Source organism: Shewanella sp. DC2-4, from assembly GCF_013248875.1.
In the GTDB taxonomy this organism is placed as follows: domain Bacteria; phylum Pseudomonadota; class Gammaproteobacteria; order Enterobacterales; family Shewanellaceae; genus Shewanella; species Shewanella oncorhynchi.
Genome location: NZ_JABRVR010000002.1, coordinates 824,249 through 841,337 on the forward strand (window position 1 = coordinate 824,249; position 17,089 = coordinate 841,337).

The window sequence follows — 17,089 nt, forward strand, 5'->3', positions numbered from 1 at the left end:
TTTTGTAGGGTTCCCGCTATGTCCGCTGTTTTTTTCGCAAAATTTGCTCAGCAACTTTTAGAGTTCACCCCAAAAGCCATCGGCTTTCCCCTTGCTAAGATGCCGTTTAGCCTCAAAGCAAAAGCCATCAGCCAATTGCTTGAACTCTTACTTGCCGAGCAAGCTGCTGACGATGAGCTTGGATTTTTGACGGATAAATGGGTCGCGATTCGAGTGGAAGATATAAACTTAGCCTTCGAAGTCAGTTTTAATGGAAAATGGCAAGTCAGAGAGCTCACGGATGCGCAGGTGACCTTTAGTGCCAACTCTGCCGAGCTAGTGTTAGTGGCGGCGGCGAAGGAAGATCCCGACACGCTATTCTTCCAGCGTAAGCTGAGTATTCAAGGTGATACTGAATTAGGACTCGAAGTGAAAAACCTGCTGTTAAGTATCGAATTTGCCAGTATGCCAGCCCCAATTCGTCTTAGTGTTGAAAAGCTTGCCACTGTGATTGAGCGTCTGCAAATTGAAGCGAAACCGACAATTATTCTCGCCAAATCCCCAAGCTTTTAACGTTATTTAGTGAGACTATACACTGCTAATTCCATAAAGAAGCCCGCTAAGTTGTTATCTTAGTGGGCTTATTTTTATTTAAACTTTATTGTATGGTTTGGTCAATGAGTTAGTAGCTTGCACTCAGTTGTAGTCCCGAGTAGCTCGAATAAGCGCGTAACATCACATGGTAAGTTCCCGCTTGAGTCACGGTAATCGAACAGCTTTCATTGTTCCCGTTTTTATAGGGACGGCAATCATAGCTGGTGGTCGTTGGGGTAGTGCCTGCTTTGACATACAGGTCTACATCTCCAGTTCCGCCACTGGTGGCAATGTTGAGTTGGCTATTGGCTGGAACCACTATCTTATACATTTTCTCTGTTGCCGTTGCCCCGCTTAAATTCGTGACAGGTACGCCATTGGTTAAGCAGTTTGCATCGGTGCAGCTTCCGCCGCCATTCAGGCTATAGCTGGCTGTCAACTGGGCATTGGCGTAATTATTATAGCCTTGCACCATCACATACCACCGACCCGCCGTAGGTGTGGTGAAATTACAGCTCTCGTTGTTGCCATTTTGATAGGGGCGGCATTGGTAGCTTGTTGTCGTCGGTTTTTGCCCTTGGCTGACATAAATATCCGCATCACCAGAACCACCCGCTAGATTGATCCCTAAACTTGCCGCATTGACTGGGACATCGATGTAGTAATACGTCGCAGAACCTGTGGCACCACTGATTGCGACACCCACATTATTTTGCAGCGGTGTTTCATCGACGGGGCAATTATTGCCACAGCCACCATCATCGCCTGCGAGTGAAAAGAGTAATTTATTGGGTGAACCTGTTTTCGCGTCTGTAACTTTATTTGATGTGGCGCGCGTCGTGAGTAAGTTTGTCACCTGTGCGGGAGAGAGATTTGGATTTTCATGTAAGTATAATGCGGCAACGCCTGCCACATGTGGGGCAGCCATTGAGGTACCACTTATGGTATTAGTCGCTGAATTCGAGTTATACCAAGCGGACGTAATGCTCGAACCAGGCGCATAGATATCAAGGCAAGTCCCGAAGTTAGAAAAACTCGAGCGGGAATCGTTACTGGTGGTTGAACCAACTGTGATGGCGTTTACCGCACGGGCGGGTGAGTAGTTACAAGCGCTGCTGTTGTCGTTACCCGCCGCCACTACGAAAGTGACCCCTGCGGCAACTGCGGCATTGACTGCATCATCAGTTGCTTGGGAGGCGCCGCCTCCTAAACTCATGTTTGCGACGGCGGGGCCGGAAGCATTGTTTTTCACCCAGTTTATCCCTGCAATCACGCCAGAGTTACTACCTGAACCTGAACAGTTGAGTACTCTGACGCCCACAAGATTGACGTTTTTAGCCACACCGTAAGTAGCACCGCCAACAGTTCCTGCCACATGGGTACCATGGCCGTTACAGTCAGTCGCATCGTAATCATTATCCACAAAATCATAGCCACTACTGGCGCGACCACCAAACTCATTGTGAGTATTAAGCACGCCAGTATCGATCACAAAGGCGGTGACACCAGAGCCGTCGAAATCCGTGTGATAGTTACTATCCAATGGCAAGTTTCGTTGATCGATTCTGTCTATGCCCCAGGTCGGACTCGGTTGATTGGCATTGGCTTCAACCATAGGTGTTACTGACATGATTTGATCTTGTTCTATGTATTTCACATTTGGATCTTTACGCAGTGCTTTAATCTGTTGGGCGCTGGCCTTGATGAGTACACCATTGAGCACATTGCCAAAGTTTTTCATCACAGTGACATCATATTGGTTGACTAAACTCTCGGCTTTTTTCGTCGCGAATTCAGCTATGGTGTTGTTATTACTTAGATTAAGAACGCTTGGGGTATTGAATACAACAATGTAAGTATCTTTGATGGCTTTAGATTGCGGGACACTTACCATACTCGCTTGGTATTCATTAGCGTTAACAGGGAAGTAAGCAAGTCCAGTTGCGACCGCGACTGCAATTAAATGTTTCTTATGCATGTTGAACTCCATTTTCTTTTTATGTCTCCACGGACTTCGAGACATAATTCAATGTAGAAGGTATTTTCAACCTGCCCAGTTCGATGCTTAAGGTATATCTAATTCATAGGGTTGAAATGTAACACTTGATTTACAATTTGACCGTGGGTGACTTTTTACTTAGCTAAAGAGTGAGGTGTACAAATAAGCGTCAAAATAATAACTATTAGTCTATTAAAACAACCGAGTTTGTAAAAGTGGTGATTTATCAAGCGACATTTAGTCCGAATCATAAACTGTGAAGCAGCGATAAATTCCGTCTGCTACTTTTTTGACATTCACCGCTGAAAAGAAGTCAGTCTAAAGTAGTGTTTTGACTAATGCTGAAATAAAGGCTTGGATTTAAGCGATTTAAAGGTTTTCCATACTGTTAAATGCATCTTTATTGTGATTTTTTATGCGGGTTGTTTTGCGCAGGTTATGGCAGGTATTAGAGCAGATTTGACCGAGAGGCATTATAGCCACTCGGTCAGGTGACGTGATTAAGCTTTTTGCGTTAACACGGCAAATTTCACTAACAATTCGTCGTTAGATTCGACACGGTTTGGATCTGGGTCGATGCAATCAATGGGGCAGACAGACACGCAAGTCGGTTTGTCGTAGTGACCCACACATTCGGTGCAACGGTCTGGATCGATTTCATAGATCTCTTCGCCCATAGTGATGGCCTGATTAGGACATTCAGGTTCACACATGTCGCAATTGATGCAGCTATCGTCGATCAGTAGTGCCATGATCTTAACCTAGTTCATGTGGGTTGCGAGTATCCTGACCTTGGGGCAAGTTACGCAGCAAAATTCCGTGGCTCAAATCGACTTCTTTCGGCACGGGTAGATATACAGTGTGCCCCGAACCTAAACCGGCTTCAACCGCTTCAGCTTTGCGATTTTCGAGTTGTTCAATCGTCAAACTGATATTGCCTTGCGGCGTCATCAGTTCAACACTGTCGCCAACGGAGAACTTGTTTTTTACTTCAATTTCGGCCAATCCTGCAAGATTACGTTTTCCCGTCAGTTCACCTACAAATTGTTGGGTGTCACTAACTGAGTAGCCATAGTCATAATTTTGGTATTCATCATGCACATGGCGACGTAAAAAGCCTTCGGTATAACCACGGTGGGCTAGGCCTTCTAATTGATTCATTAGACTGCGGTCGAAATCTTTACCCGATGAAGCATCTTCAATCGCGCGGCGATACAGTTGTGCGGTACGGGCAACGTAATAGAAGGACTTAGTGCGGCCTTCAATTTTGAGCGAGTCTATGCCCATTTTAGTCAGGCGCTCAACGTGCTGAATGGCCCGTAAGTCTTTAGAGTTCATGATATAAGTGCCGTGCTCATCTTCGAAGGTGGGCATGTATTCGCCGGGGCGATTGGCTTCCTGTAGTAGGTAAATTTGATCTGTGGGGGCGCCTGCGCCTAAGGTCGTTGGCGTTTCAATTTGCACCGCATTTGGCAAGGCAATGATGTCACCGCTGTCATTTTGCTGCGCTTCGTGTACATCGTATTTCCAGCGACAAGCATTAGTGCAGGTGCCTTGGTTAGGATCGCGTTTGTTGATATAACCCGAGAGTAAACAACGGCCTGAATACGCCATACACAGGGCACCATGCACAAACACTTCAAGCTCGATATCGGGGCAGCGCTGACGAATTTCTTCGATTTCATCTAAGGACAGTTCGCGTGACAGGATCACGCGTTTGATGCCTTGGGTTTGCCAAAACTTTACCGAGGCCCAGTTGATGGCATTCGCTTGCACGGATAAATGCACCACTTGATCAGGAAACGTTTCACGCACCATCATAATTAAACCGGGATCGGACATGATCAGTGCGTCAGGCTTCATCGCCACTACGGGTTCCATGTCCTTGATATAGGTTTTTAGCTTGGCATTGTGGGGCGCGATATTGCTCACCACATACAGCTTTTTACCGAGTGCATGGGCTTCTTCAATCCCAGTGGCAAGGTTTTCCATTTTAAAGTCATTGTTACGTACCCTTAGACTATATCTTGGCTGACCGGCATACACTGCATCTGCGCCATAGGCAAAGGCGTAGCGCATGTTCTTTAAGGTTCCAGCTGGAGACAGCAGCTCAGGTTTAAACATAATCACTCTCAAATGGGTTAATAAATGACGCGGTGCGCGGGGGCGGCATTTTACACAATGAAAGTAGGGGTATGCAAATTGCCTTAGTTAACTTTAGCAGTACTTCACATTTTACGAATATAGTGAGTTTGGCTTAGATCAACTGGAGCGGAATATTTCAACTTGAGTGATGATTAAGGTCGATGATCAAGACAGATAAGTAAGGCAAAATTGATAACGCAATCATACAAATTATTAACGTCTGCAGTTTTTTCTACGCATCTAATGACAGCCAACTGATATACTCCAACAATCCAATGTTGATGTTTACAGATTGATGGGAGTTAAGATGTCTACCGAACATCTACTGTTAGTCAGTTTATTAAAAAAACTAAAAGACGATGCCTTAGTACTACCGACCTTGCCTGAAGTGGCGATGCGGGTGCAAGAAGTGGTTGGACGCTCCGATGCGAGCCTTAAACAAGTGGCAGAAGTGATCGGCCAAGATGCCGCGATTTCTGCGCGTATTATTAAGGTCGCTAACAGCGCGCTATATAGCCGAGGCGTACCCGCTGAAAGTATCAACAGTGCGGTTTCTCGTATTGGGTTAATTCAGATTAAAAGCATTGCCACTTCGGTGGCGATGGAGCAATTATTCATTTCCACCAATGAAATGGTGTGGGAAGTCATGGACGAAGTGTGGCGTACCTCAATCGATGTAACCGCTGCGTCTTGTGCCATGCTGCAGATGTATAATAAGCGCCATTCAACCAGTCGGTTAAATTTTGATACCTTAACCTTAGCTGGACTCGTGCATAACATTGGCGCCTTACCTGTATTAACAGAAGCGGAGGCGCATCCCCATTTATTCACTAGCATTGATCAATTACGCGCGCTCGTACGTAAAATGCAAGGGCCTTTGGGTCGTGCTGTTTTGAAAAGTTGGGATTTCTCTACCGAAGTGATGGAAGTGGTTGAGCGTTGGGCTGATTTACCTTATCTACCCGATCATGTCACCTATCTCGACTTTATCCGTGCAGCGGCCTTTTATACCGGTGAATTGCGAGCGGGCACTGAACTAGAGCAACGTCTCGGTGTGTTTGTCGCCCGTGGATTACCTGTGACGACCGATGATTTAGCCAGTGATGAGTTTATGGAAAAATTCCATTCAATTAGAGAAAGTTACCAATAATCGTTAGGCCTAAATGGAATTCAAATGGCGCTGATATTCTTTATCGTGTCATTTGAGAACAAGCTTACGTGGTATGGCAGAGGCCAAGGTATGTTCGTAATCGGGTTAGTTGTCGCTTCTCTCGCTTTATTGATATTTTCATTGTATATCCTGCAGTCAAAGTACAGATCTTTACGGTCGCAGCAAAAATTTTTAGCACAGCTTTGTACCCAGCTAGAGCAGCAAAAGGTTGAACGCCAAGCTTTAGACATTGGCATCGTCCCCCAAGCGTTTGTTCCTCTCTACCATACTTTAAATGAATTATTAAAGGCGTTACCGGCAAGTGTGGGTAAGGATAAGCTAACAGGACTTGTTAATCGTGTCGGCTTGAAACGTACTCTTACTGGCATGATGCCGCTGACTCAAGGGACATTAGTGCTAATTGATATTTATCGATTTCGCTATGTGAATGATCTCTTTGGTTTTGTGTTTGGCGATATCCTGCTGAAGCAATTTGCCGAACGCTTAAATAGCTTAAGTTTATCCCCGAGATTAATCGCACGCCTCAATGGTGATGAATTCTGTTTATATTACGAGCAAGCGTTGACTGAGGAGCAATTAGTCCACTTAAGAGGGCGGTTGCAAGTGCCTTTTAACATTAAGAACACGCCAGTCAGCGTTAAGCTTCAAATCGGTTGTCTGCATTTACAAGAACACCACGCCGACACGAGTCAGATGCTACGTCGAGTCGATTTGGCGCTGAAGAAAGCCCGCCATTCTCGTAGTGCGATTGCTTACTATGCCCAAAATGATGATATTCGTCAGTTAAGGGAACTGAAAATTATCGATAGTTTGCCTAAAGGTTTGCAACGTAATCAAGTATATATGGTGTATCAAGCTAAACAGGATATTGCCACGGGTCGATGTTTTCAGGTTGAAGCCTTGATGCGTTGGGAGCATGACGAACTCGGGATTATTTCTCCTGGAGAATTTATTCCCTTAGCTGAATATGCTGGCATGATTGATTTAGTCAGCCAATGGGCACTCGATCAGGTTTTAGCACAGCAGGCAAAATGGCGCGCGGCGGGGATACAATTGTGTGTTGCAGTTAACCTGTCGACACGGGACCTTGACAGTGAAACCTTACCCCAAGAAATTGCTGCAAGATTAGCCTATTACCAGCTCTCACCCGAATCTTTGATGATCGAAATTACTGAAAGCACCTTAATGGCGGATTTGACTAAGGCGGTCGAGACGTTAGGAAAGATACGTGCCTTAGGGGTTAGACTTGCAATTGATGATTTTGGTACGGGTCATTCTTCCTTAGCTTATTTAAAGCATTTACCCGTTAATGAAGTTAAAATTGATAAAGCCTTTTTAAAGGATCTGGAGCAGGATAAACCATCGGAATACATCCTCGAAGCCAGTATTAATATTGCCAAAAAACTCGGTTATGAGGTAACTGTTGAAGGAATTGAAACGCTTGAGATTAGAGATAGGTTAGTGGCTATGGGGGTTGATACTATACAAGGTATGTATTACGCGAAGCCCATGAGTGCCGCCGAACTCGAAATGAACTGGGCCCAACTACATAATACAATCTAAACCTTGTGCTCATTAAAGTAAGCGCTCGTTAAATCAAATGCTCGTTAAATCAAGAGTATTAAGGCTTGCAGTCGAGCCTTAATACTGTCCAGTTATCGCTATTTGAGTTGTACTTCTTTGAGTGATTTTTGTTGCCTTTGCTTATGTCGAAATAAGCTCAGGAAATCGCGCGCGTACTTGTATGTAAGAGTATTAGCTTTGTTCGCTTGATGTGAAACCAAGACTTAATATGGCGATTAACTCTGCCGGCATAGGCGCTAATTGATGGGCTTGATTCATACACACCATTTCTATGGTTGCAGTGACAGCAGGTTTTTTGCCCTGAGGGCGCCAAATTTCCTGTAGCCACACAGTGCGATACTTGCTCTCAAAGTAAAATTTAGTCCGTACATCGATAATATCGGCAAATTCCACCCCCTCATGGCACAGCATATCGCTACGATACACAGCAAAACCCAGTTGGTTTTGTTGCCATAATGCACTTAAACGCTCAGCACCAATCACATGCTCACGGGCTCGCTCGAAGTATTTCAAAAAGTTGGGGTGATACACCACGCCAGAAAAATCAGTATCTTCATAGTAGATTTGCACTGGGAAAGAAAAGGTCGGGCTAAATTGCGGCATGGGCTACGGCTATGCTAGATAGTTTTATTGCGCGATAGTTTAGCGGCTTATCTCTTAAAACAAAACCTCTAATGCGGAGAGGCAAAAGCGCTGTTAAGGGAAATGTGCAGACGACTTTAGGTCGGCAACGGTGATGCTTAATCTGGCCATGATTGACAATGTGACGACTGAAATAGTCATTAGATTCGATTATGGGACGCTTTTCTGCTTATAGATAAAATGCTTGTTACCCAAAAAATATCACGCTAATCAGGCAGTAAAATCACACTATCGTGCCTAATTCATTAATCCCTTCCTATACTGATAACTGCAATCCCTTTCTTACGTTGATTTGCTAGGTTGAGAGCTTTATATGAGCGAAATTAAAAAATCAGAAATATTGACAGAGAGTGGTACAAATGAACTCGAAATTATTGAGTTTCATCTACATAAGACACTTCCCAATGGTGGCCATAAAGTGTGCCATTACGGTATTAATGTCGCCAAAGTGAGAGAAGTCATTAGGGTGCCAGAAACGTCAGATTATCCCAATGCCCAGCGGCACATGGTTGGGGTGTTCTCGCTGCGAGAAAAGTTGATCCCTTTGGTCGATCTAGCTGGTTGGCTCGGAATATCGACACCTGAGGATTTAACCCACAAAGTGGTCATAGTGACTGATTTTAATAAGATGATTAATGGGTTCTTAATCGATAGTGTTCGTAGCATCCATAGAGTGTCGTGGGAGCAAGTTGAATCGCCGAGTCAATTTTTAGAAGCGGGTGAAAATGATTGTGTCGTTGCCGTAGTGCGCCGTGATGGCATGCTCATTATGATATTGGATTTTGAGAAGATTATTGCCGATATCAATCCTGAACTGAGTATGGATAAGTACGATGTCACGCTCGATAGAAGTGTACTGATCAATGATAAAATGCTGGCGAAACGTGAAGCGAAAACGATTTTAATTGTCGATGATTCCGCTTTTATTCGTAAGATGATCGAAAATACCCTTCGCAGCGCAGGTTACAACATTATCACAGCCAAAGATGGTGGTGATGCCCTTGAAATGCTAATGGAATTTGAGAATCTTGCTGACCAAGATAATGCTTCGATTTCTGATTTTGTCAGCGCCATTATTACGGATGTTGAGATGCCTCGCATGGATGGCATGCATTTGGTGAAACGCTTAAGAGAATCCAAGGCGTATCGACAAATGCCAATTGTGATGTTTTCCTCTTTAATGAGTGAAGATAACCGCGCAAAGGCGATGGCATTAGGTGCTAACGATACCATTACTAAACCAGAAATTGGTCGTATGGTCGGTATGATAGATAAATACGTATTCGAAGAGTAATGCCATTTCATTTAGTGGCGATATTTGAATATGGGGTATTCGAGTCATCGCTATCAACGTCTTGACTGCTTCTTTAATGACAAACCATATCAAAGTAAAAAGCCATATTCACCGAGGCGAATATGGCTTTTTTGTAGGGTAAACGTTGTTTACTAGCGAATGATCATTTGATCGCGCTCTGGTCCAACAGAAACCATGCTAACGCGTACACCCATTAAGTCTTCAATACGTTCAACATATTGTTGTGCGGCGACTGGTAGGCTTTCGAAGGTGCGACAACCAGTAATATCTTCGCTCCAGCTTTGCATTTGCTCATACACTGGGCTTAACGCAGCAGTTTGTGGCCAAATTGGGTTCTCAGTGTGTTCACCAGCATAGGCAACACAGATTTTCAGATCTTTCATGCCAGAAAGACAATCAATCTTAGTCAGGGCAATTTCGGTTGCTGCTTGTAGCTCAACACCATTACGGGTGGCAACAGCGTCGAAGTAACCCATGTCACGTGGACGGCCTGTCGTTGCACCAAACTCGTTGGCATTTTCGCGGAAGGCGTCTTGCTCTTCCATTGCGGTCACTAAGGTGCCAGTGCCGACTGATGAACTAAAGGCTTTCGCGACAGCAATTACGCGCTCTGGACGCAGAGCTGGTAAACCGCTGCCGATACCCGCGTAAGCCGCAGTCACGTTTGAAGATGTGGTATAAGGATATTCGCCGTAGACTAAGTCGCGGCCAGCACCTAATTGCGCTTCAAACAGTAAGCTCGCATCTTGTTTTTGTAATGCTTTTAATGGCTCTGTCACGTTACAAATAAACGGACGCCAAGGTGCCGTCACTTCTAATAACCATGCGGTCATTTCGGCGGCGGTTTGATTAAAATCGCAACTTGGATAAAGTGCTTTTAACTGTGGCAATTTCCAGTCGAGCATAAATTGAATACGCTCTTGCAGCACTTCAGGTTGGTTTAACCAGCCGACTAAAATGCCTTTTTTCATCACGCGATCGCCATAGGCTGGCGCAATCCCTTGACGGGTTGAACCATAGGCGAGGTCGCCAAGACGTTGTTCTTCTAAGGTATCTTCTAATGCATGTAGAGGTAAGCACAGGGTAGCACGGTCAGAAATGCATAATTTGACTTCAATGCCAGCCGCTTGCACTTCAGCAATTTCTACACTGAGTTTTTCAGGGCTGATCACCATGCCAGGGCCTAAAACTGCAACGCAGTTAGGGTTGAAAATGCCACTCGGTAATTGGTGTAATTTAAAGGTGCCATAGTCGTTGACGACGGTATGGCCAGCGTTGTTACCACCTTGAAAGCGAATACTGGCAGCGGCATCCGCGGCTAAATAATCTACGATGCGGCCTTTGCCTTCATCACCCCAATTTGCACCCACAACCACGATCGACGGCATAACAACATCTCCTCATTGATTAAGACGCTATGCTAGACCCGTCATTTGAATAAGAGAAATTAATTATGGTTATCATCCCAATAAGAATTTCATATATCATTGGCTATCATTAACTCTAATACTTTGCAAAAGGTGGCGTTATGCTCGATATCCATTGGTTAAAGACCTTCGTGACTTTGGCTGAATACAAGCATTTTGGGAAAGCGGCCACAGCGCTGCACATGACGCAGCCCAATGTTAGCTTGCATATTAAGCAGTTAGAGCAAAGCACTCGAGTCAAGCTGATTGACCGTAATCCCTTTCGATTAACGCAAGCGGGATTTCGCCTGTTAGAGAGCAGTCAGAAGACGTTAATGGAGCTACAAATTTGTCAGGCGGATCTCAATGCGATTAATGACCTTAGCCAAGGCACCTTGACCATTGCCGCCAGCGATATTATCTCGCGGTTATTATTGATCCAGCCGTTTCAGCTTTTTAAGGCGGAGTTTCCGGGAATAGATTTCTCACTGCTCAACACAACCTCATCACAAGCCTCTGAATTGGTGAAAAATGCCGAGGCCGATTTAGGGTTTGTTATTGCGCAGAAGGAAAGTCAGCCACTGCATTTTACTGAGCTACAACAGATTAAATGGTGTGCAATCGGAGATAATTTACAGCAATGGCAGCAGGCAAAACCCTCTGTGGATACGCCCTTAGCCGAGCAACCGACGTTGATTTTATTAGGACACGATACGCGAACCCGCGAATTGTTAGATCCCGCATTACCGTCGCTGAACTTATCGAATTACAGAATAATGGAAGTCGGCAGTGTTGACGCGCAAATCGATTGGGCAGAGGCGGGATTTGGTGTGGCTATCGTACCGGAGTTTTCGGTTTACACTAAGGCGAATCTCACCACTAAAGTCACTCCTCTACCGCAATTCCCTACTACGAGTTTAGGTTATATTGTGCGCCAGAATCAGATCCTGTCGAAGGCTATTAAGCAGCTGTTATATTGGGTGAATCAAGAGATCATTCGCTCGCAGCGGTAATCTATCATTCGCTTGTAGCGATAGTGGATTAGTCAGCGACTAAGAGCAGTTTGTCGTATTGGCCTGTGGCTTTTAGCTGTGATAAGCCAGCGTCGAGTTGGCTTGCTAAGGTTTGTGCTTGCGGATTTCCTTTCGAGAAGGCCAAAAAAATATCGCTGCTGTGGTTAGCAAATGCAGGAATAATCTCATCATCTACCCCCATTTTTTTCAGGTTTTCCTTCGCGACTAAGTCGAACATCAAGGCGGCATCTATGCGACCAATTAACAATAAATTGATGAGCTGTTGTTGGTTGGCGACGGTGACGATATTGAGCTGTTGCTGTTTAACTAATGTGGGAAACTCATCACCATATTCATAGCTTTTAATCACGCCGATAACGGTGCCTTTAGGTAGCGCCCATTTATTGTCTGCCAGAATAGGTTTTTGTTTCTTTTGATAAAAAGAAGCCGTGGCGATAAATAATGGGGTGTTTCCAAAGATGAAGCGTTGCTCAGTACTGTTCTCGCGGGTGACGTTAAACACCCCATCAACTGCACCTTTTTCCGCCATCATTAAGGCACGGGAGTAGGGGACAACTAAGCTATTCACTTCAATATGCGACTGTTTAAAGGCGGCTTGGATTAAACGATGGGAAATACCTTGACCAAACTGATTGGCGAAAGGTGGCCAACTGTCTTCTGCGGCTAAGGTTATGGCTTGAGGTTGCGATTCTGCTGGTATTGCATTACTTTCTTTAGCGAGTGCCATGTTGCAAATAATGGATACGAGCAATAAAACGATGCTAAGTATCAATGCTGACGGCAAATTTAATGCCTGCTGCATCCTGAGCCTCATTCTGTTCCCTGCACGCATTTTGCTTCCATCTCCCCGCTTAATATATGGCTTTTATAGCATAAAGAATTATATCTAGACTAATGATTTGAATATTAATTACTGATAGTTAGTCCTTTTGTGATGTTTATAGGATATTTAAACAACCTCAGTTTACTGTGTGCGGGTCTATTATTTTTATGTACTGTGTTTAAGGGGAATTTTACGCTGGGCAACACATGAACTGGTTTAGCTTTCTTGTTAATACCAATCGTACTAAATATCTGTTCATTCAGCGGGATTTCAACGCGCTTTAGACAAGGCGAAGGCTTGAAGGCATAGTGGTGCTCTGTCGAAAGCCTTGAACGCAGTATAAAGCGCGTTAAAACCCGCCCTTCGGGAGCCACACAGGCATCCCACTCCGGTGTTGCATTGACTTAAAAGGGAATAACCATTTCTGCGTCAATGCGCCTTGGATTGAGATGCCTGTGAGGCTCTGAACTGATTAGATATTTAATGTGATTGGTATAAGTAGAAGAAATTGAACTGGATAAGTTTCAATGCTGCCATCAAACGAATCGCTAAATTGTTTAGTGAGGTTCGTTTGATGGTGATGTGTGTTGATCTTAGCTGCGCTATTTGACCTTAGTGGCTTGCATAGTAATCCAAGTCTTATAGGGCTGATACTTGTCATAGCACCAATGGAATAGGGTGCTGTAGAAGAAGAAAAAGATCAAAAAAACCGCTTCTAAGCCCATGGCTGCCAACCAACCTATCTGTAGAAACCAGGCGATGGTCGGTATGCTAATGAAAATAAGTCCCCCTTCAAATCCAAAGGTATGCAGTATTCTGGTTTTCAAAGTGCGTTGCTCTCGATTTGCCCCAAATACCCTGTCGAATCCTAGGTTGTAGAAGTAGTTCCATACCACGGTATAAAGACTCAAAGCGATACCTACTATGACAAGTTCACTGGTTCCCTTGCCTGATATTAGGGCAGAAACGGGGATAATAATAGCGAGTGCAATCGCTTCAAAGAGTAAGGCGTTAAAGATACGTTCTGTCGTTTTCATGGCTATTTCCCATTCATTTAATGTGACTATGGCCATAATTTTATCTATTATAGGGATAAGTTATAGTTAGATAGTATCGGTAAAAACGATATGTTTAGTCTCGAACAACTCGAAGCCTTTATGGAAACCGTAGAATCTGGTTCATTTTCGAATGCTGCAAGGCAACTTAAGAAAGCACAATCCGTGATTAGCCAGCATGTGATGAATCTTGAAATTGACTGTGGGGTTGAGTTATTTGACCGTTCGGGCCGTTATCCGGTATTAACGGCCGAAGGTAGTAAATTACTGCCCTACGCAAGAGCGACGATTCTTCAACATCGTAGGCTCAAACATACCGCCTTATCGCTCTTCAGTAGTCAATCTTCAGAAGTGTGCCTTGCGATGGATGAAGGCATTCCGATACAGAGAATATCTGAAATTATTCGGTTGTTAGAAGGTGATTTCCCTAATATCGAACTCGAGTTTCTCAGTGCCTCAAGCATAGATATTATCGACATGGTGCATTCGGGAAGAGCATCTACAGGATTGATTTTTAGTGAATTATCTATGCCAAGTAGTATAGATTTTGAGAGTATTGGGGTGATTCAATTCGATCTTTATGTGGCGAGTTCGCATCCCTTAGCCGAATCAGTTGCACCGAACATGGACTCATTGCGACTGTATCGACAATTACTCATCCGCTCACGGAATACTAAAACCAGTAGTTTTCAGCAGGCGTTCAGTCCTGATGTTTGGTATGCCGATAACTATTACGTGTTATTGGAACTCGCATTACAGGGCCATGGTTGGTGTCTGTTGCCCGAGCATATGGCATCCAGCTCAGTTTCATCGGGTCATTTAACTCGTGTCCCCATAGAGTTTGAGCTGATAGGCTGGTATGCAAACGTCGATGTGATCCAGCATCAAGATAAAAGCAGCCTGCCATTATTGAAACGACTCAGACAACTGTTTAGAGAACTCTTGGTTGGACAGAAATAAATGGTTGGACAGAAATAAAGCAAAGCATAAATAAAACCCCAGTTAAGTGAGTACTCTACTGGGGTTTAGTTTTTGTGGATCAGGATTTGTGAATCAGGATTAATTATTACGCGGAAAGTTAGCCAGCACTAGCTCGGCCACTTTGCGCAGTTCATTCGGGCAAATTCCACTGGTCGCTTGTACGGCCATACCTTGCAATACAGTGCCTATATAACGGGCAAGCAGCAAGGGATCGGCGTCAGCGGGCAAATCACCTTCATTTTTGGCGCGTTGCAGTCGTTCGCACAGGGCTATTTCTCCGTCACGGCGACGATTAATCAAAGTATCTTTAATCGCTTGTCCTGCTTCACTACAGGTGAGTGCCCCTTGAACAATCAAACATCCCTGTGGATGGCTTTTATCCACCAAAGAGCTTGCCGCACCTAGTAGCATTGACTCGATAACCTGATAGGCGGTTTTTTGTTCAAGTGCCGGGTAGAAAAACGCACAGGGGCGCTGTTCATATAATTCTATCGCTTTGAGAAATAACTGTTCTTTATTACCGAAAGCGGCATAAAGGCTAGGTTTATTAATGCCCATAGCTTGGGTGAGATCGGTTAACGATGTACCTTCAAAACCTTTGAGCCAGAAGACTTCTAAGGCTTTTGCTAATGCATCGTCAGTGTCAAAAGCTCGTGGGCGACCAACACAGGGCGTCTGGGTGACGGTTGACATCATTAGGCTCCTCAATTCTCAATTGCCCCTAGGATAGACATGGGGTTAGTCCCTGTCCAGCCACACTTGCCACTGATGACGGACTTAGGGGGATATGTCTACTTAGTCATTCAAGGTGTCACCTAAGTTCAGCATGGTATCTGCGTTAGTCAGTGTTTGCTTCAATATTCATCAAAATGCTTTGCAGTTCAAACTCGTAGCCTTTTGCCTCTGGACGCATTCCTGCCTAGGGTAAGTGCACACTTTTAATTAAATACTGTTCGGTACATAAATTTGTTGACAGCATCATTTTACGCTATATATTACCGTCCAGTATAGAATATTTTTTACCAATCGGTATTTAATTGGTTTGGTTTGTAACACAGCTGCATGTGTGGTTCGAACAGCGTGAAATGCCCGCCACTTTGAGGATAGTAATATGATGAGTAACAAACCTTTACGAATAATGATGTTAACGGCTGTGGCTGCTTTCGTCCTTTCAGCTTGTGGTGAGCAAACAGCGCAGCAGGGACCTGCACCGAGTGCGCCTAAGGTGGATGTCGCTCAGGTATTACATGAGCGAGTCACCGAATGGGATGAGTTTACCGGTCGTTTACAGGCGCCAGAAAGTGTCACCCTTATCCCGCGGGTGTCGGGCTATATAGACTCAGTAAATTTTAAAGAAGGCGCCTTAGTGAAAAAAGGCGAAGTGTTATTTCGCATCGATCCAAGCGTGTTTGAAGTGGAAGTGGCCCGGTTAAAAGCAGATCTTGCTAGCGCACTCTCTGCAGAGCAACTGGCCACTAATGATTTTGAACGGGCACATAAGTTATTTGACCAAAAGGCGGTCTCGGCCGAATTACTCGATACCCGTGAGTCGAATAAACGTCAGACTGCAGCCGCAGTCGCTTCGGTGAAAGCAGCACTCATGCGCGCCGAGCTTGATTTAGCTTATACCCAAGTACAAGCGCCGATTGATGGCCGAGTATCCTACGCCAACGTCACTGCGGGTAACTATGTCACCGCAGGGCAGAGTGTGCTGACCAGCTTAGTCTCTACCGCCAGCATGTATGCCTATTTCGATGTGGACGAGCAAACTTACCTTAAATACGTGAAGTTAACTGCGCAGAACAAACGTAACGATCCCCGCGCTGGTGATAATCCTGTGTACATGGCTTTAGCCAATGAGCGCGATTATCACCATATTGGCATGGTCGACTTTGTGGATAATGCGATGGATAAGCAGACGGGTACTATTCGAGTTCGTGCGACTTTTGACAATGAAGACAATAACCTATTGCCAGGCTTGTTTGCGCGTCTTCGTACTGCGGGCAGTGGCGCCTATGAGGGGATCTTGATTGACGATAAAGCCGTTGGCACAGATCTCAATAATAAGTTTGTGCTGGTCGTCGGTCATGATGGCACGGTCGAATATCGCGGCGTGACCTTAGGCGAAAAAGTCCAAGGACTGCGCATCGTGACCCAAGGCTTGATGGCCGATGACAAGATCGTCGTCAATGGTATGCAACGCGTTCGCCCTAAGATGCAAATTGAGCCAAACATAGTGGACATGGTCGACAGCTACAAGCTCGAGGCGCTACGCCAAGCCCAGTTAATACTCGATAAAAACCAAGAGCATTTGACTGCGCAAGCGGTCGAAACGGCGAGCCGCGGTTAAGGAATAACACA

At 44.9% G+C, this 17,089-nt stretch carries 15 protein-coding genes; 7 read left to right on the plus strand and 8 right to left on the minus strand.

Features of this window, described 5'->3' with window-relative positions:
• Positions 1-18: 18 nt before the first annotated feature.
• Positions 19-552: an SCP2 domain-containing protein gene (locus HQQ92_RS04300; RefSeq protein WP_173243410.1), complete on the plus strand. Its 534-nt coding sequence runs from the start codon at positions 19-21 to the stop codon at positions 550-552.
• Between the two features lie 109 nt (positions 553-661).
• Here HQQ92_RS04300 and HQQ92_RS04305 read toward each other — a convergent pair whose 3' ends face one another.
• The 3 genes from HQQ92_RS04305 to yegQ all read right to left on the minus strand — a co-directional run bounded on the left by HQQ92_RS04305 (position 662) and on the right by yegQ (position 4,696).
• Positions 662-2,551 (minus strand): S8 family peptidase, encoded by a 1,890-nt coding sequence (locus HQQ92_RS04305; protein WP_173243412.1) that lies wholly within the window; start codon positions 2,549-2,551, stop codon positions 662-664.
• A gap of 521 nt (positions 2,552-3,072) precedes the next feature.
• The gene (locus tag HQQ92_RS04310; protein ID WP_006082676.1) at positions 3,073-3,324 is read right to left on the minus strand and encodes a YfhL family 4Fe-4S dicluster ferredoxin; all 252 of its coding nucleotides are present in this window, start codon (positions 3,322-3,324) and stop codon (positions 3,073-3,075) included.
• 4 nt (positions 3,325-3,328) lie between these two features.
• Complete coding sequence (gene yegQ / locus HQQ92_RS04315; RefSeq protein ID WP_028761422.1) at positions 3,329-4,696, minus strand: tRNA 5-hydroxyuridine modification protein YegQ; 1,368 nt, start codon at positions 4,694-4,696, stop codon at positions 3,329-3,331.
• A gap of 328 nt (positions 4,697-5,024) precedes the next feature.
• Between yegQ and HQQ92_RS04320 the strand changes: the two genes are divergently transcribed.
• Entirely contained in the window at positions 5,025-5,867 is an 843-nt protein-coding gene (locus HQQ92_RS04320; protein WP_028761421.1) for an HDOD domain-containing protein, read from the plus strand.
• 90 nt (positions 5,868-5,957) lie between these two features.
• The gene (locus HQQ92_RS04325) at positions 5,958-7,451 is read left to right on the plus strand and encodes a bifunctional diguanylate cyclase/phosphodiesterase (protein ID WP_173248580.1); all 1,494 of its coding nucleotides are present in this window, start codon (positions 5,958-5,960) and stop codon (positions 7,449-7,451) included.
• A 192-nt stretch (positions 7,452-7,643) separates the two neighbouring features.
• On the opposite strand, the gene HQQ92_RS04330 is transcribed toward HQQ92_RS04325, so the two are convergent.
• Entirely contained in the window at positions 7,644-8,075 is a 432-nt protein-coding gene (locus HQQ92_RS04330) for a thioesterase family protein (protein ID WP_028761420.1), read from the minus strand.
• A 352-nt stretch (positions 8,076-8,427) separates the two neighbouring features.
• Between HQQ92_RS04330 and HQQ92_RS04335 the strand changes: the two genes are divergently transcribed.
• Positions 8,428-9,408, plus strand: coding sequence for a chemotaxis protein (locus HQQ92_RS04335; protein WP_028761419.1), 981 nt, complete (start codon positions 8,428-8,430; stop codon positions 9,406-9,408).
• A gap of 152 nt (positions 9,409-9,560) precedes the next feature.
• Here the strand turns inward: HQQ92_RS04335 and HQQ92_RS04340 are convergent, their stop codons facing one another.
• Positions 9,561-10,817 (minus strand): adenylosuccinate synthase, encoded by a 1,257-nt coding sequence (locus HQQ92_RS04340; protein ID WP_173243416.1) that lies wholly within the window; start codon positions 10,815-10,817, stop codon positions 9,561-9,563.
• 140 nt (positions 10,818-10,957) lie between these two features.
• On the opposite strand from HQQ92_RS04340, the gene HQQ92_RS04345 reads away from it, so the two are divergent.
• Positions 10,958-11,848, plus strand: a complete 891-nt coding sequence (locus HQQ92_RS04345; RefSeq protein WP_028761417.1) for a LysR family transcriptional regulator — start codon at positions 10,958-10,960, stop codon at positions 11,846-11,848.
• Positions 11,849-11,876: 28 nt separating this feature from the next.
• Here HQQ92_RS04345 and HQQ92_RS04350 read toward each other — a convergent pair whose 3' ends face one another.
• Positions 11,877-12,701 (minus strand): ABC transporter substrate-binding protein, encoded by an 825-nt coding sequence (locus HQQ92_RS04350; protein WP_131523266.1) that lies wholly within the window; start codon positions 12,699-12,701, stop codon positions 11,877-11,879.
• A 593-nt stretch (positions 12,702-13,294) separates the two neighbouring features.
• Positions 13,295-13,729, minus strand: coding sequence for a PACE efflux transporter (locus HQQ92_RS04355; protein WP_168822865.1), 435 nt, complete (start codon positions 13,727-13,729; stop codon positions 13,295-13,297).
• Positions 13,730-13,819: 90 nt separating this feature from the next.
• Between HQQ92_RS04355 and HQQ92_RS04360 the strand changes: the two genes are divergently transcribed.
• Positions 13,820-14,707, plus strand: coding sequence for a LysR family transcriptional regulator (locus HQQ92_RS04360; protein ID WP_173243419.1), 888 nt, complete (start codon positions 13,820-13,822; stop codon positions 14,705-14,707).
• 99 nt (positions 14,708-14,806) lie between these two features.
• Here the strand turns inward: HQQ92_RS04360 and HQQ92_RS04365 are convergent, their stop codons facing one another.
• Entirely contained in the window at positions 14,807-15,424 is a 618-nt protein-coding gene (locus HQQ92_RS04365; protein WP_173243422.1) for a TetR/AcrR family transcriptional regulator, read from the minus strand.
• Positions 15,425-15,839: 415 nt separating this feature from the next.
• Here HQQ92_RS04365 and HQQ92_RS04370 point away from each other — a divergent pair, with 415 nt between their 5' ends.
• Positions 15,840-17,078: an efflux RND transporter periplasmic adaptor subunit gene (locus HQQ92_RS04370; RefSeq protein WP_173243425.1), complete on the plus strand. Its 1,239-nt coding sequence runs from the start codon at positions 15,840-15,842 to the stop codon at positions 17,076-17,078.
• Positions 17,079-17,089 lie beyond the last annotated feature (11 nt).

Excerpts from the sequence above, each read along its gene's own strand:
- HQQ92_RS04350 (WP_131523266.1), bottom strand. The coding sequence starts at position 12,701 with ATGCGTGCAGGGAACAGAATGAGGCTCAGGATGCAGCAGGCATTAAAT.
- HQQ92_RS04370 (WP_173243425.1), top strand. The coding sequence starts at position 15,840 with ATGATGAGTAACAAACCTTTACGAATAATGATGTTAACGGCTGTGGCT.
- HQQ92_RS04365 (WP_173243422.1), bottom strand. The coding sequence starts at position 15,424 with ATGATGTCAACCGTCACCCAGACGCCCTGTGTTGGTCGCCCACGAGCT.
- HQQ92_RS04310 (WP_006082676.1), bottom strand. The coding sequence starts at position 3,324 with ATGGCACTACTGATCGACGATAGCTGCATCAATTGCGACATGTGTGAA.
- HQQ92_RS04305 (WP_173243412.1), bottom strand. The coding sequence starts at position 2,551 with ATGCATAAGAAACATTTAATTGCAGTCGCGGTCGCAACTGGACTTGCT.
- HQQ92_RS04355 (WP_168822865.1), bottom strand. The coding sequence starts at position 13,729 with ATGAAAACGACAGAACGTATCTTTAACGCCTTACTCTTTGAAGCGATT.
- HQQ92_RS04345 (WP_028761417.1), top strand. The coding sequence starts at position 10,958 with ATGCTCGATATCCATTGGTTAAAGACCTTCGTGACTTTGGCTGAATAC.
- HQQ92_RS04300 (WP_173243410.1), top strand. The coding sequence starts at position 19 with ATGTCCGCTGTTTTTTTCGCAAAATTTGCTCAGCAACTTTTAGAGTTC.
- HQQ92_RS04330 (WP_028761420.1), bottom strand. The coding sequence starts at position 8,075 with ATGCCGCAATTTAGCCCGACCTTTTCTTTCCCAGTGCAAATCTACTAT.
- HQQ92_RS04320 (WP_028761421.1), top strand. The coding sequence starts at position 5,025 with ATGTCTACCGAACATCTACTGTTAGTCAGTTTATTAAAAAAACTAAAA.
- HQQ92_RS04325 (WP_173248580.1), top strand. The coding sequence starts at position 5,958 with ATGTTCGTAATCGGGTTAGTTGTCGCTTCTCTCGCTTTATTGATATTT.
- yegQ (WP_028761422.1), bottom strand. The coding sequence starts at position 4,696 with ATGTTTAAACCTGAGCTGCTGTCTCCAGCTGGAACCTTAAAGAACATG.
- HQQ92_RS04340 (WP_173243416.1), bottom strand. The coding sequence starts at position 10,817 with ATGCCGTCGATCGTGGTTGTGGGTGCAAATTGGGGTGATGAAGGCAAA.
- HQQ92_RS04360 (WP_173243419.1), top strand. The coding sequence starts at position 13,820 with ATGTTTAGTCTCGAACAACTCGAAGCCTTTATGGAAACCGTAGAATCT.
- HQQ92_RS04335 (WP_028761419.1), top strand. The coding sequence starts at position 8,428 with ATGAGCGAAATTAAAAAATCAGAAATATTGACAGAGAGTGGTACAAAT.